Annotated in this window: 16 protein-coding genes; 10 read left to right on the top strand and 6 right to left on the bottom strand. The window is 42.3% G+C overall.

All coding sequences use genetic code 11. The annotated features are described in order from the left end of the window. Window position 1 precedes the first annotated feature (1 nt). The 8 genes from DFR58_RS05150 (at window position 2) to DFR58_RS05115 (ending at window position 5501) form a co-directional block, all read left to right on the top strand. Window positions 2–835 carry a TIGR03936 family radical SAM-associated protein gene (locus tag DFR58_RS05150; protein WP_242987404.1) on the top strand — a complete coding sequence of 278 codons (834 nt, stop codon included), beginning with the start codon at window positions 2–4 and terminating at the stop codon, window positions 833–835. 25 nt (window positions 836–860) lie between these two features. After that, window positions 861–2354, top strand: coding sequence for an Rne/Rng family ribonuclease (locus DFR58_RS05145; RefSeq protein ID WP_114296741.1), 1494 nt, complete (start codon window positions 861–863; stop codon window positions 2352–2354). A 138-nt stretch (window positions 2355–2492) separates the two neighbouring features. Then, window positions 2493–2804, top strand: a complete 312-nt coding sequence (rplU, locus tag DFR58_RS05140) for a 50S ribosomal protein L21 (RefSeq protein WP_114296740.1) — start codon at window positions 2493–2495, stop codon at window positions 2802–2804. 33 nt (window positions 2805–2837) lie between these two features. After that, window positions 2838–3167, top strand: coding sequence for a ribosomal-processing cysteine protease Prp (locus tag DFR58_RS05135; RefSeq protein ID WP_114296739.1), 330 nt, complete (start codon window positions 2838–2840; stop codon window positions 3165–3167). A 4-nt stretch (window positions 3168–3171) separates the two neighbouring features. Beyond that, window positions 3172–3450, top strand: coding sequence for a 50S ribosomal protein L27 (gene rpmA, locus DFR58_RS05130; RefSeq protein WP_114296738.1), 279 nt, complete (start codon window positions 3172–3174; stop codon window positions 3448–3450). A gap of 78 nt (window positions 3451–3528) precedes the next feature. Then, a complete protein-coding gene (obgE, locus tag DFR58_RS05125) occupies window positions 3529–4806 on the top strand; it encodes a GTPase ObgE (protein WP_114296737.1) in 1278 nt (425 codons plus the stop codon). 47 nt (window positions 4807–4853) lie between these two features. Further along, the gene (gene yhbY, locus DFR58_RS05120) at window positions 4854–5144 is read left to right on the top strand and encodes a ribosome assembly RNA-binding protein YhbY (RefSeq protein ID WP_114296736.1); all 291 of its coding nucleotides are present in this window, start codon (window positions 4854–4856) and stop codon (window positions 5142–5144) included. Between the two features lie 102 nt (window positions 5145–5246). Then, window positions 5247–5501 carry a hypothetical protein gene (locus DFR58_RS05115; protein WP_114296735.1) on the top strand — a complete coding sequence of 85 codons (255 nt, stop codon included), beginning with the start codon at window positions 5247–5249 and terminating at the stop codon, window positions 5499–5501. A gap of 67 nt (window positions 5502–5568) precedes the next feature. Here DFR58_RS05115 and DFR58_RS05110 read toward each other — a convergent pair whose 3' ends face one another. Next, the gene (locus DFR58_RS05110) at window positions 5569–6105 is read right to left on the bottom strand and encodes a DUF4364 family protein (protein ID WP_114296734.1); all 537 of its coding nucleotides are present in this window, start codon (window positions 6103–6105) and stop codon (window positions 5569–5571) included. 449 nt (window positions 6106–6554) lie between these two features. Between DFR58_RS05110 and DFR58_RS05105 the strand changes: the two genes are divergently transcribed. Together DFR58_RS05105 and glgD are read left to right on the top strand one after the other, a co-directional pair. Continuing rightward, window positions 6555–7835, top strand: coding sequence for a glucose-1-phosphate adenylyltransferase (locus DFR58_RS05105; protein ID WP_114296733.1), 1281 nt, complete (start codon window positions 6555–6557; stop codon window positions 7833–7835). After that, window positions 7832–8953: a glucose-1-phosphate adenylyltransferase subunit GlgD gene (gene glgD / locus DFR58_RS05100; RefSeq protein ID WP_114296732.1), complete on the top strand. Its 1122-nt coding sequence runs from the start codon at window positions 7832–7834 to the stop codon at window positions 8951–8953. Before DFR58_RS05105 ends, glgD begins: the two co-directional genes overlap by 4 nt. Window positions 8954–9185: 232 nt before the next feature. Here the strand turns inward: glgD and DFR58_RS05095 are convergent, their stop codons facing one another. The 5 genes from DFR58_RS05095 to DFR58_RS05075 form a co-directional block, all read right to left on the bottom strand. Further along, window positions 9186–9323 carry an aspartyl-phosphate phosphatase Spo0E family protein gene (locus DFR58_RS05095; protein ID WP_170138041.1) on the bottom strand — a complete coding sequence of 46 codons (138 nt, stop codon included), beginning with the start codon at window positions 9321–9323 and terminating at the stop codon, window positions 9186–9188. A gap of 388 nt (window positions 9324–9711) precedes the next feature. Continuing rightward, on the bottom strand, window positions 9712–10548 hold the full coding sequence (locus tag DFR58_RS05090; RefSeq protein WP_114296730.1) for a metal ABC transporter permease: 837 nt from the start codon (window positions 10546–10548) through the stop codon (window positions 9712–9714). Further along, on the bottom strand, window positions 10548–11330 hold the full coding sequence (locus DFR58_RS05085) for a metal ABC transporter ATP-binding protein (RefSeq protein WP_114296729.1): 783 nt from the start codon (window positions 11328–11330) through the stop codon (window positions 10548–10550). The genes DFR58_RS05090 and DFR58_RS05085 overlap by 1 nt, the downstream gene beginning before the upstream one ends. A 21-nt stretch (window positions 11331–11351) precedes the next feature. Continuing rightward, window positions 11352–12356: a metal ABC transporter substrate-binding protein gene (locus DFR58_RS05080; RefSeq protein WP_114296728.1), complete on the bottom strand. Its 1005-nt coding sequence runs from the start codon at window positions 12354–12356 to the stop codon at window positions 11352–11354. Between the two features lie 164 nt (window positions 12357–12520). Further along, complete coding sequence (locus tag DFR58_RS05075; protein WP_114296727.1) at window positions 12521–13375, bottom strand: TIGR03943 family putative permease subunit; 855 nt, start codon at window positions 13373–13375, stop codon at window positions 12521–12523. Between the last annotated feature and the right edge of the window lie 5 nt (window positions 13376–13380).

Genomic DNA, 13380 nt, shown 5'->3' with positions numbered 1-13380 from the left:
TGTGATAAGAGCTAAGTTTATTCGTGGTGAGGAGATTAAATATATTTCTCACTTAGACCTTATGAAGGCTTTTGAAAGGGCTATAAGACGTGCGGAAATACCTATTGCTTATTCACAGGGCTTTAATCCTCATCCCCATATGGTGTTCGGGCTTCCTTTGTCCGTTGGTGTTACAAGTCAGGCTGAATACGGGGATTTTGAGCTCTCACAGCCAATGAACGCCGGGGAATTTATGGGCACTCTAAATAAAGAGCTTCCGCCGTGGCTGAAGATAATTGAGGCCGGAGAAAAGCGTTCGGGAAATAATATTATGGCGTCAATAGCTGCTGCATGCTATGATATTCTCCTCTCCTCCGAGCTCAAGACAAGCAGAGCTTTTATTGAGGACAAAATAACAGAGCTTTTGATGAAGCCTGAAATAACGGTAAAAAAGACATCCAAGAGAGGAATAAGGGAAGTAGATATCAGGCCCATGATACACAGGGTCAGTTTTAAGGAGCTGAATGGCGATAATTGTGAACAAAGAAAAGACGGGGGATTGTGTGTTGGCGGGGAGCCGCCCGTTTCCGACTCAGGGCTGTGGCTTAAGAAATATATCGACGGGCTGTCGGACCCAAAGCTGTTAGAGCCCAGCTGGCCTGTCGAAAATATATTCTGCCTGTCGGTGCTGCTCAGCGCGGGAAGCTCTCAAAACCTGAAGCCGGAAATATTTGCGGATGCATTTTTAGAGCTTTTAGGACAGAGGGGAGGGCTTGTAAAAATTCACAGAACAGAGCTGTTCACAAGCCTTGGAGGCAATTTGGCAAGCCCTCTTGACAATGGGGTTATAGAATAAGCATCAGTAATGTTAGGAGGAAGTAATGGTAAATGAAATAATTGTGGATGTTGGGTTGAATGAAACGAGAGTTGCCGTACTGGAGGATAAGGAGCTTGTTGAGATATACATAGAAAGGCCCTACCCCGAAACGCTTGTGGGGAATATATACAGGGGAAAGGTGAGCAGTGTTCTCCCCGGTATGCAGGCGGCCTTTATAGATATAGGGCATGAAAAGAATGCATTTTTGTATGTTGGGGATGCTGTTGCGCAGAGAGAGTTTATAGAGGAGGATGATATACACAAGGATTTTAAGGAATACAATATTGATGAGGTTTTAAGGCCGGGGCAGGAAATAACCGTTCAGGTGATAAAGGAGCCCATAGGAACAAAGGGGCCAAGGGTTACCACCCATATTACCTTGCCGGGGAGGCATTTGGTATTGCTTCCCAATGCAGACTATACAGGGATATCAAGAAGAATAGAAAATGAGTCCGAAAGGATAAAGCTGAAAAAAATAGCAGACGAAATCAAGCCAAAGGATGTGGGGCTGATAGTAAGGACTGCGTCTGAGGGTAAGGACGTAGAGGATTTTAAGCACGATCTCAATTTTTTGCTCAGGCTGTGGGAGTCTATAAAGCAAAAGGAGCACAGCGGAAGCGTGCCCAGATGTATGCATAAGGACTTAAATCTCATATACAGGTCGGTAAGGGACTTGTTTACATGGAATGTGGATAAATTCATAATAAACGACAGGCAGCAGCATTCCAAGGTATTAGAGCTTGTAGATATGATTTCCCCTTCGCTTAAGCTGCGAGTGGAATACTTCAGCAAGAACTATAACTTGTTTGAGTATTACCAAATAGAGAGCAAAATAACAAGAGCTCTTGCCAGAAAGGTATGGTTAAAGTGCGGGGGATATATTGTAATAGATAGAACGGAGGCTCTTACGGTAATTGATGTAAATACCGGCAAGTATATAGGAGGCTCCAATCTTGAGGATACTGTGCTGCGCACCAATATAGAGGCCGCGCGGGAAATAGCAAAGCAGCTCAGGCTGAGAGATATCGGAGGCATAATAATAATTGATTTTATAGATATGCATGAGCATGAGCACCAGCATATGGTGATGGATGCTTTAAGGCAGGCATTGAAAAAGGATCGGACAAAAACTACTGTAGTGGGGATGACGGGCTTAGGACTTATTGAAATGACACGCAAAAAGGTCCGGCAGGTGCTTTCGTCGATTATGAATGTAAATTGCCCTTACTGTGACGGCACAGGCAAAATATTGTCTCCCGAATCTGTCGCCAGCGATGCAGAGAAGGAAATATCGGCGTATTTTAAGAGGTCTGTTGCGCGTGCCATTCAGGTAGAGGTACACCCTTCAGTTGCTTCAATTTTAAAAGGAGAGGACGGAAGCAAGCTGGCGGAGCTTGAAAGCGTGCATGGTAAAAAAATAGTAGTAAAGGGTTCAAATGATTTGGCGCGTGAGGATATAAAAATTAAGGAGATTGACATTAATTCATTGGTATGCTAAAATATATCGGTAGCCGCACGGCAAAGGCATTATAAACGCAATTCTGATGTGAATTGCTGCCTTTTGGAGGCTCTTGGGATTTTTTAATTGATCCGGGGGCATCAAATCCGGCGAGACTGGAATGAGGAGGTGTTTTAAATGTACGCTATAATTGAGACAGGCGGAAAGCAGTACAAGGTTCAAGAGGGAGATGTTGTTTTTGTTGAAAAGCTTGCAGCAGAGGAAGGCTTGCAGGTGACCTTTGATAAGGTGCTTGCAGTTTCAAAGGAAGGCAGCGTTGAGTTCGGTGCTCCGTTAGTTAAGGATGCTACCGTAACGGCAAAGGTTCTTGGACATGGCAAGGATAAGAAGGTAATTGTTTTCAAATACAAGCCTAAAAAAGGTTATAGAAGGAAACAGGGACACAGACAGCCTTATACAAAGGTTACCATTGAGAAAATAAATGCGTAACAGAAGGTGAGGCTTTTATAAAGAAAAGCGGATATGATAAAAGTAAGCATAGTCAGAGATAAAGAAGGGTTTATCAGGGAGTTTACCGTGGAGGGCCATGCAGGGTATGCCAGGCATGGAAAGGATATAGTGTGTGCCGCTGTCACTGCAATTGTATTTACAGCATTGGGTGCGCTCGAGGAGATGGCCGGTATAGATACCTGTACCGACAATGAGGGTTATATAAAATGCTCTGTTCCCTCCGGGCTTGGAGACAGTGAAAGGCAGACGGTTAAAATAATTCTTGACACCATGGTTATAGGGCTTCGGCAGATAAAGCTTTCTTATAAAAAGTTTATATCGATTTTGGATGAGGAGGTGTAATCCAATGATTAAAGTAAATTTGCAGTTTTTTGCCCATAAAAAGGGAATGGGAAGCTCCAAAAACGGCCGTGACAGTGAATCTAAAAGGCTGGGAGTTAAAAGAGCCGATGGACAGTTTGTTTTAGCAGGAAACATTCTGGTGAGGCAGAGGGGAACAAGGATTTACCCCGGCACTAACGTAGGCAGGGGAAGTGATGACACACTCTTTGCATTGTCTGACGGCAAGGTTAAATTTGAAAGATTGGGTAAAGACAAAAAGCAGGTAAGTATAGTCAACGCATAAAAAGCAAAAAATAAATCCCAGTATATACTGGGATTATTTTTTTCTGCACATACGTTATTTTTTTAGAGGAGTAAAGAGATGTTTATTGACAGTGCAAAAATATTTATAAAGGCGGGAAACGGCGGCAACGGATGCGTGTCCTTCCACAGGGAAAAGTATATTGCTAAGGGAGGCCCCGACGGCGGAGACGGCGGAAGGGGCGGAGATGTGGTTTTCATAGTTGATGAGGGCATACGTACTCTGGCGGATTTTAAGTATAAAAGAAAATATACTGCCGATTCGGGCCAGAACGGAGGAGCGGCAAATTGCACCGGCAGAAGTGCTCAGGATTTGGTTATTAAGGTGCCGCCGGGTACCGTGATAAAGGATTCTGAGACGGGGGGCGTGCTGGCCGACTTAACTGTGGCGGGACAGATGGCAGCCATTGCAAAAGGAGGAAAGGGAGGAGCGGGGAATCAGCATTTTGCCACCTCCACCAGACAGATCCCCAACTTTGCAAAAAGCGGAGATCCCGGCGAAGAAAGATGGGTGCTGCTTGAGCTTAAGCTTTTGGCTGAGGTAGGACTTATCGGATACCCTAATGTGGGGAAGTCGACAATTCTGTCTATGGTTTCCGCCGCCAGACCCAAGATTGCAAATTATCATTTTACTACTATAGAGCCTAATCTGGGTGTGGTGAGTGTGGGACGTGAAAAAAGCTTTGTGATTGCCGACATACCGGGCCTGATAGAAGGCGCGCATCAGGGCGTAGGCTTAGGGCATGAATTTTTGAAGCATGTGGAAAGAACCAAGCTTCTTATTCATATTGTGGATGTTGCGGCAATAGAGGGAAGAGAGCCGATTTCTGATTTTGATGTTATAAACGAAGAGCTGAAGCTCTACAACCCCGTTTTGGCTGAACGGCCTCAGATTGTTGCGGCGAACAAAACCGATATTCCCGAAGCGGAGGAGAGGCTCCAGAAATTCACCAGAGAAATTGAAGGCAGGGGAATTAAGGTTTTTCCAATATCGGCGGCAACGAATAAAGGTCTTGATGAGCTGATGTTCTATGTGTCGGGCAGGCTTGATGAGCTGCCTGATACTGTTTTGCAGGATGCTGCCGGAGACGGCATGGTTGTATATACTCCGCAGGAGCAGAAGCCCTTTGAAATCCGTGTGGAGGATGGGGTATTCATAGTGGAGGGTGTATGGATTAAGAAAATAGTCAACTCTACCAATTTTAACGATTATGAGTCGATGCAGTATTTCCAGAGGGCGTTAAGATCCAGAGGGGTTATAGAGTCTCTTGAAAGCATGGGTATAAATGAGGGTGATACCGTAAAGCTGTATGATACTGAGTTTGATTTCGTGAGATAGAACAAAATTTAGAAGGACGGGTTCATTAGACAAGAGGGAGGAAAATAATGCTTACAAGCAAGCAGAGAAGCTATTTGAGGGGATTGGCAAACGGCATTCCATCAATTTTTCAAGTGGGGAAGAGCGGAATTAACGAAAATACGGTAAAGCAGTTTGAGGATGCCCTTGAGGCCAGAGAATTGATAAAGGCAACGGTATTAAAAAACTCGGACTCGGAAGCAAGGGAGGTCTGCGAGGAAATTTCTTCTGCCACAGGCGCAGAGGTGGTGCAGGTGATAGGAAGTAAATTTGTTTTATATAAGGAATCAAAAAAGAATAAGGTCATAGAGCTTCCTTAAGGGAAATTACAAAGAAACAGGGGCGTTATTTGTTTGGGAAATATCATTTTATTTGCTCCTACATATAATATAATTGAATTATAAATATATGGAGGAGCAGAAATGGAAGAAAGCGGCTTGAGCGGCAACCAGATACAGGAAGAGGAATGGGAGCTTATACGTAAAATCGAAATAGCCTGCAAGGTTTACAGATTAAGTGAGATTTCTTTAAGTGAAGCGGAGGATGACTACGGAAAGCTGAAAATTGCGAGGCTCAGGCTTGAGTTTTCCAAGCACCATCTGACTGCTCTGCTTGACGAGGCTAAAAGAAAGGGTGTAGTGTGGGAAAATGACCAATTAAAGGAGCTGGAGCTATAAACGAAAGACATCCTAAGAAAAACCAGGGATACCTATGTCCTTGGTTAATACATATATGTCCTCTGTTTTAGCTTCTTTTCTTCATAACACTGTCAATTATCTCCGAATATATGGTCTGAGAGTTCTTCCTCCAGTTGTCGCAAATAATGCGGGCATCATTTTTTGTACCTACCGTTAGCTTTAAATCCACCAGACAAAAATTATCCTCGTTTACGCTGCAACGCACGCTGTACTCATTTTCACTTTCAGGTATAAAATCTGCCGTTATAAGTGTTTCATTCCGCATATTTTTCTTTAATGAGGACAATGTACTGTCAATCTGAGCCTTGATCCCAAAGGGAATTATATTTGGGAAGTAGCCAAGGGTTTGCTTTCCGGTTTCCGTTATGCTGTAGAAGGTTTTGGACTCAATTATGCGTGAGCTTAGCATGTTATTATCACACAGCTCGTTTAAAAACTGCTGAAGAAAGAAGTAGTTCATAAACTTATTTTCCAGTACAAGCTTGGTTATTTGAAGGTTGCTCACAGGAATGTTAAGCTTGTTTATAATATAAAGGAGTATGAGCTTGCTTTCGGCAAGCTCCTTATTATTGGCCGGACTCATTTTACCCTCCATAATGCACTTGTGTCTTCTGTTTTAGTATACCATATATTTTCCCTTTCTTCCATATTACCCGTTAATTCACGAGTTGACAAAAAAGGACAAAAAAGTTATAATTACCATTATATTTATAAAAATATGAACTTTAATGTCTTTCCTATTTAATAACGGCACCTGAAAAGAAAAAATATATTTCAAAGACTGCTTCGGGTATAAATACTTATGCCGGGGCATATAGTTGTAAAGTCTGTCCTATAGAATGAACCTGAATTTTACAAACAGAGGCTTGCAAAGCATTTACTTGATTTTAAAAAGATGATAAGCTGGATATATATAATACCGCTTGCCGCCGGAGGCATTTTTAGCGGTTCCGTGAAGCGATTGGTATGAAAGGCTACATAGATAAAAGACTTAGAGTTAATAAAATTATACGAATGAATGGGGGAAATTAAATGGTAAAAAAGGAGATTGTCGCGCTTTTGCTTGCGGGAGGTCAAGGCAGCAGGCTGGGGGTTTTGACCAAAACCATAGCAAAGCCTGCAGTGCTTTACGGAGGCAAATACAGAATAATTGATTTTTCATTAAGCAACTGCATAAACTCGGGAATTGATACTGTCGGTGTTTTAACCCAGTACCAGCCTCTTAAGCTCAATTCCCATATAGGTATAGGAAAGCCGTGGGACATGGATAGAATAAATGGCGGTGTTACTATACTGTCGCCTTATTTGAAGGAGGAAGTAGGGGAGTGGTACAAGGGCACGGCAAACGCGGTATTTCAGAATATACATTATGTCGACAAAATTTCCCCTGAGTACGTTATAATACTTTCGGGAGATCATATTTATAAAATGGATTATTCACAAATGCTTGATTTCCACAAAAGAAATAATGCCGAGGCAACTATTTCTGTAATAGACGTTCCTATTGAAGAAGCCGGCAGATACGGAATTATGAATGCCTCCGACGACGGCAGGATTTATGAGTTTGAAGAAAAGCCGGCACAGCCTAAAAGCACTCTTGCCTCTATGGGAGTATATATATTCAACTGGAACACATTAAAGCAGTACCTCATAAGAGATAATGAAAACACATTATCTCAATATGACTTCGGCAAAAATATTATTCCCATGATGCTTGAGGATGGGAGAAGCATGTGGGCATATAAATTTTCCGGCTATTGGAGGGATGTCGGAACGATACAGGCCTTCTGGGAGTCTAACATGGACCTTATAAGCAGAATACCCGACTTCAACCTGTTTGACCCCAACTGGAGGATATATACGCCCAACCCTGTTGCTCCGGCTCATTATATAGGACCTGACGGAAGCATCAAAAAGTCTATTGTTGCTGAGGGATGTATGATATATGGAAAATTAAAAAATTCCGTAATTTTTCCAGGAGTTATTGTGGAGAAGAACGCTGTGATAGAAGACTCCATTATTATGTCGGGCGCAAGTATAGGAGAGGGAGCGGTTATAAACCAGTGCATTGTGGGAGAGCGGGCCTATGTGGGAAGGCATGTGAAATTGGGCGTTGGAGAAATAGTCCCCAATGAGCATAAGCCAAACATATACAACTCGGGGATTACAGTTATAGGTGAGGCGGCGCATATTCCGGATGAAGCACATGTGGGAAAAAACGTAATGATAGACATAGAGGTGACGCAAGAGGACTTTTGTGATTTTAAAATTTCTTCGGGTAAAAATGTATACAAGGGCGGTGTATGCGAATGAAAAATGTTATGGGAATTATACTTACAGGAGGAAAAAACAACAGACTTAAGGAGCTTTCCTCAATTAGATCCATATCTGCGGTGCCAGTGGCGGGAAAATACAGGGCTATAGATTTTGCGCTGTCCAGTATGGTGAATTCAGGCATAACAAACGTAGGGGTGCTTACTCAATACAGCTTTCGTTCTCTTATGGATCATCTTGGCTCGGGTAAGGAATGGGATCTGGACAGAAAAAATGACGGACTCTTTGTATTTCCTCCATACCTTTCTGAAAATGATACGGGTTGGTACAGAGGCAGCTCGGATGCAATGTTTAACAACATAACCTTCTTAAAGAGAAGTAATGAAAAATATGTGGTAATAGCTCAGGGAAACTGCATATATAAAGTGTCGTTTGACAGTATGCTTGAAAAGCATATCGAAAATAAAGCCGATATAACCATTGCCTACAGGGAGATGAACAACTTTGGGGAAGAGGAGCTTTCTTTATTGGGATTGATAAAGATCGGAGATGACGGAAAGATTTTGGATCTTCAGGAGAAGCCTCCCCACCCGTGGACCAAAACTGGCTCGATGGGAATATATATAATAGAACGTGAGCTTCTTATATCTCTTCTCGAGGAGAGTGTTGCCCATGGCAATTATGATTTTGTAAAGGATATTGTTATCAGAAATCTCGGAACGCTTAATATATACGGGTATGAATATGATGTTTACTGGAGAAGCTTAAGCACTGTCCAGATGTATTACAGGTGCAACATGGAGATGCTTGATCCCGAGGTTAGAAGAGAGCTGTTTATAGAGAATGGGAAGGTATATACAAAGGTAAAGGATGAATCTCCCGCAAAGTATAATGATGAGGCGGAGGTCAAAAATTCAATAATAGGAGATGGGTGTATAATTGAGGGCACAGTGGAAAATTGCGTTCTTTTCAGGGGAGTAACCATTAGAAAGGGAGCCGTCGTGAAGGACAGCATAATAATGCAGGGGGCATGTATTGAAGAAAATGCCATACTGCGTTATGCCATACTGGATAAGAATGTGGTTATGACACAGGGAAAAAGCTTAAAGGGAGAAGCTGATTGGCCTATAATAGTTGAAAAGAACGTAAGGGTATAGAAAGTGCTGTAAAAGCAAGAGAACGGCTATATTTTCCCGCAAAGCGGGTTAATATAACCGTTCTCCTGTTTTGTTTGCAACAAGAAGAATATATGTAGTAAAAGGTAAGTATGCTGCCGCCTATTTTAAGTATATATCAGCAAAATATATTTAAACAGGTCGCAACTGTTTGCATATAGGCTGACAGGCCTAAATAAAATATTGTACAATGCTGCGTTAGCTTAAGGAATGCTCATTGATTTTGCAATGCCTTTAAAATCAATTCGTCAAGCCTTTCGCTCAATTCTAAAACCGTATCTGTATCCAAGCTACGTTTTTGTGCTTCGTTAATTAGTGCATCTCTTAGTTTGGATATGTTGTCATCCAGCAATTTGTATATTCCCCTTTTTACAAATCAGTAAAACATCGGCATCCGAAGAAAACAAAAGCATTTACGGCTTGAGCTTCTTTTTTGCCTTTTGCATTAGCAGCCTCATGCCTTATCCGAATATCTTAAAAAATATCCCAAAGCACAATTATACCAATGCATTTTTTAAACACCGTGTAAATGTACCACAGCCCTATAAGTACATTTAAAAGCACTAATAATCATATAGATAACTGCAAATATATAAGTCATGTAAAGCTTCTTAAACACAGTCAACATTCCAATAAAGTAAGGACCGTTAATAAATCATCAATTACCAGTGTATGTAACAAATTATAATACTCGTTTTGAGTAGTGTCAATACTTTTTTTAAAAATTTTTTAAATTTTTATCAAGCCGACTTGATATAGGTTTTTTTCATCCTGAGTCTTGAGGATATTTTTTTAAAGGCAAGTATAGAGATAAGTGCAATTACGCCTATAAGCACTATAGTGCCTCCCGGCTTTAAATTTGCATAGTAGGAAATATAAAGTCCAGAGAAGGTGAAAAATACAGACAGAAGCACAGAAAGAATGACCGTCTGCTTATAGCTTTTGGCAAGCTGCATAGCCGAGGCTACAGGGAGAACCAGAAGCGAGGATATAATAAGAGTCCCAACCGTCCTTACCGATATTGAAATGGTAATGGCGGTAAGCAGGGTAAATATAAAATTTACGGCTTTTACGGGAACGCCTGCAAGCCTTGCCGACTCCTCGTCAAAGGTACAATAGAACAATTCCTTGTACAGCACAATTACCGATAAAATTACTACGATGCTGAGAACTATAACCATAAAAAGCTCAAAATCGGTTATGGCTACAATGCTTCCGAAAAGGAAGCTGTTAAGACTTGCGCTGTTTTTAACAAAGCCTGACAGCACACCTGCAAGACCTATACCTGTGGACATAATTACCGCAATCGCAATTTCGGAATACCGTGGAAATGCCTTCCTCACCTGCTCGATACCAAGTGCGGAAGCAACGGCAAAAACCACCGCGCCCAGTATGGGATTTAGCCCTGACACCAGTCCCGCCGTTACCCCGGCAAGCGAGGTATGGGACAAGGCATCTCCCATCATGGAAAGCCTTTTGAGAACCACGACAACCCCTATGCACGGAGTTATAGCCGCGATAAGAAGACCTACTGCAAAGGCCTTTTGCATAAATTCGTATTGCAGGATATCCAGCATTATTTGCCCTCTTTTCTTGTACAGTTTTTACAGTGGCCCGAGCCTGACAAATGCAGGTTTATGTCATACCCGTATATTTGGGTAACAACATCTCTTGTCAGTCCATGAGACGGGTCATGCTCCAGCAAGCCGTTCTCTCCAAGACAGATAAGCCGGTTAGAATGGGCCATAATGGCTCCAAGGTCATGAGTAACCATGACAACAGTCAGGCCAAGCTCGTGATTAAGCCGCGCAAGCAGACAATACACCGCTTCCTCAGATCTGGCGTCGATTCCTGATGTCGGCTCATCCAAAAAAATCAACTCGGGGCTATTAACAAGAACCCTCGCTAAAAACACCCTTTGCTGCTGGCCCCCGGATAAGTTTCCCATCAGCCTTTTGGCGTAATTGTGCATTTCAACCCTTTCAAGAGCATGATAAACCATTTCCTTATGTATTTTTTTAGGATATTTAAAAAGACCTATGTCTGAAAACAGATTAGCCTGAACAACCTCCTCAACGGTAGCGGGGAAGCTTCCGTTGAAGGAGGTTGCCTTTTGTGATATGTAGCCTATTTTACTCCAGCGCTTAAAATCCTTTATATTCTGGCCAAGCAGGCTTATATGCCCGCTGATTGGCGTCAGGGTTCTCAGCATAAGCTTAAGCAGGGTACTTTTCCCGGAGCCGTTTGCACCTATAATTCCCAAAAAATCCCCTCTGTTAACGTATAAGCTGATATCCCTTAGTATGAGTTTGTCACTGTAACCAAAATTAAGATTTCGTACTTCAATTAATTTGTCCATTTTCACATCTTTCCAATACTTTTATTCAAGAGCTTTTTTAAGAACCTCCAGATTTCTCCGCATCACCGACAGATATTCCTGTCCAGCCTGAATATCCTTTTCCTCAAGTCCTTCGACAGGGCTTAAAACAGCTACCTGCGCTCCCGATTCCTTTGCGATTGCCTCTGCCGTCTTAGGGCTTAACAGCTCCTCTGTAAAGATATACTTCACATTGTTCTTTTTTACAAAGTCTACTATCTCCGCCATTTTTGCAGCAGTAGGCTCCGACTCGGCATTCAGTCCCTCAATTGCAACCTGATTCAGTCCATATGCATTGCATAAATATCCAAAGGCCTTATGGCTGACCACGATATCCTTTGTTTTAAAGCCTGAAGCGGCATCCTTAAAGGCTTTATCCAGCTCGTCCAGCTTTTTGGCGTTATCTTGATAATTCTGTTCATAATAATCCTTGTTTGACGGATCTACTTTTACCAGCGCATCTTTTATAGCCTCCATCTGTTTTTTGGCATTCATGGGATCAAGCCATATATGAGGGTCATATTTAAGATCACCGTGATTATGGCCTTCCTCGTGTCCGGCTTCATGCTCTTCTTCCTCATGCTCACCCTCGTGCTCATGCTCATGCTCTTTACCTGAACTGCTCTTTTCCAGCAGAGTTGCGCTCTTTGAGGTATCTACAGCTACAAGCTTGTCACTTTTTAAGGATTCAAGAACCTTGTCCACCCAGCCTTCCATACCAACCCCATTATATACGAACATGTCGGCGTTTTTAAGGCTTGCGATATCCGAGGGCGACGGCTCCCAGTGGTGGGCTTCCACTCCCGAGGGAATAATGTTTGTAACATTAATTCTATCACCTCCTATTTTTTTAGTAAAGTCATACATAGTGTAGAAGCTTGCAAAAACAGAAAGCTTTTTTTCCTCTCCTGCAGAGGTGTTTTCAGCCGGTTTAGCGGAACAGCCTGAAAGAAAGCCCATTCCCAAAGTCAGCACAAGGCATATAAAGCTTGTCATAATTCTTTTCATATACGGTATATCCTCCTAAAAGTATATTTGCAAATGATTTGCGTTTGCATTATTATATATTAATATAGTATAAAATCCAAGCATATGCAAGAAATTTTATCTTAAAGGGAAATAGACTTATATATGTCCTGTAGCAAAGTATTTCCAAAATATAGCTTAATCAATCAGGGGTAGAGGTATTCCTCCTCCGGTTTAGAAGCATTTTCCACAGATTCTACCTCAATCAGGGGGTAAAGCTCGCCCTCATAACTATCCCGCACGATTTTCCCATTTATCTTTATCCAGGTGTTGCTCGCAAGCTTGCCCGCATCGTCATAACGGCATATAATCCCTATAGGCTGAAGATCAGCCGTGCAGCATGACATCATAAGTCTTACCACCACAAATTCATCGGGCTTTAGCTGGGAATCCTTTAAAACCTGTCCTTTTATTTCAATGCCTTTTCCGGCATACTTATCCACGTTATAGTACAGCTCGTCATTCCAAACAGCAAAGCTTGCATCGTCAACTATGACCTTATCCCCCTGAAGCTGCGGCTGGATATCTATGGGGTCCTCCTGATATTCGGGGATTTCATAAAGCTCTTCGGATGTCCCGGGGTACTCGTTAATAAGGCTGCCGACATCATCAGGCGACGTAAAATCTGACGAGAGGCTGCCGTCTGAGGCAGGCGCGGCTTTGGGCTGCTGAGAGGGCTTAAAATTGTTCCCTGATAATCCCGAGGTATCCATAACACTTGGAGGTATTAGAAAGGAAGCGGCAAGAGGTATTATAAAAAAGAGCAGATACGCTGTTTTTACCCTTGCTACCTGGGGCATAAATGCTGACCTTACAAGGAATACCGCTATGAGCAGCATAGCAGCAATTGAAAATTTCATATAAGGCACAATTCTGGGATGAACATAAAGCTGGACAGTTCCCGAACGAATTGTTATATAAAAAAACAGTGCAAAGCCCAACATGATTGCAGCTTTAATTAAAGCCTCAACATTAAATCTTCTATATCTGACATTATACATAACGG

The organism is Anaerobacterium chartisolvens (assembly GCF_003337415.1).
GTDB lineage: Bacteria > Bacillota > Clostridia > Acetivibrionales > DSM-27016 > Anaerobacterium > Anaerobacterium chartisolvens.
The sequence above is the reverse complement of the archived record's forward strand: the minus strand, read 5'-3'. Positions and strand labels throughout refer to the sequence as shown.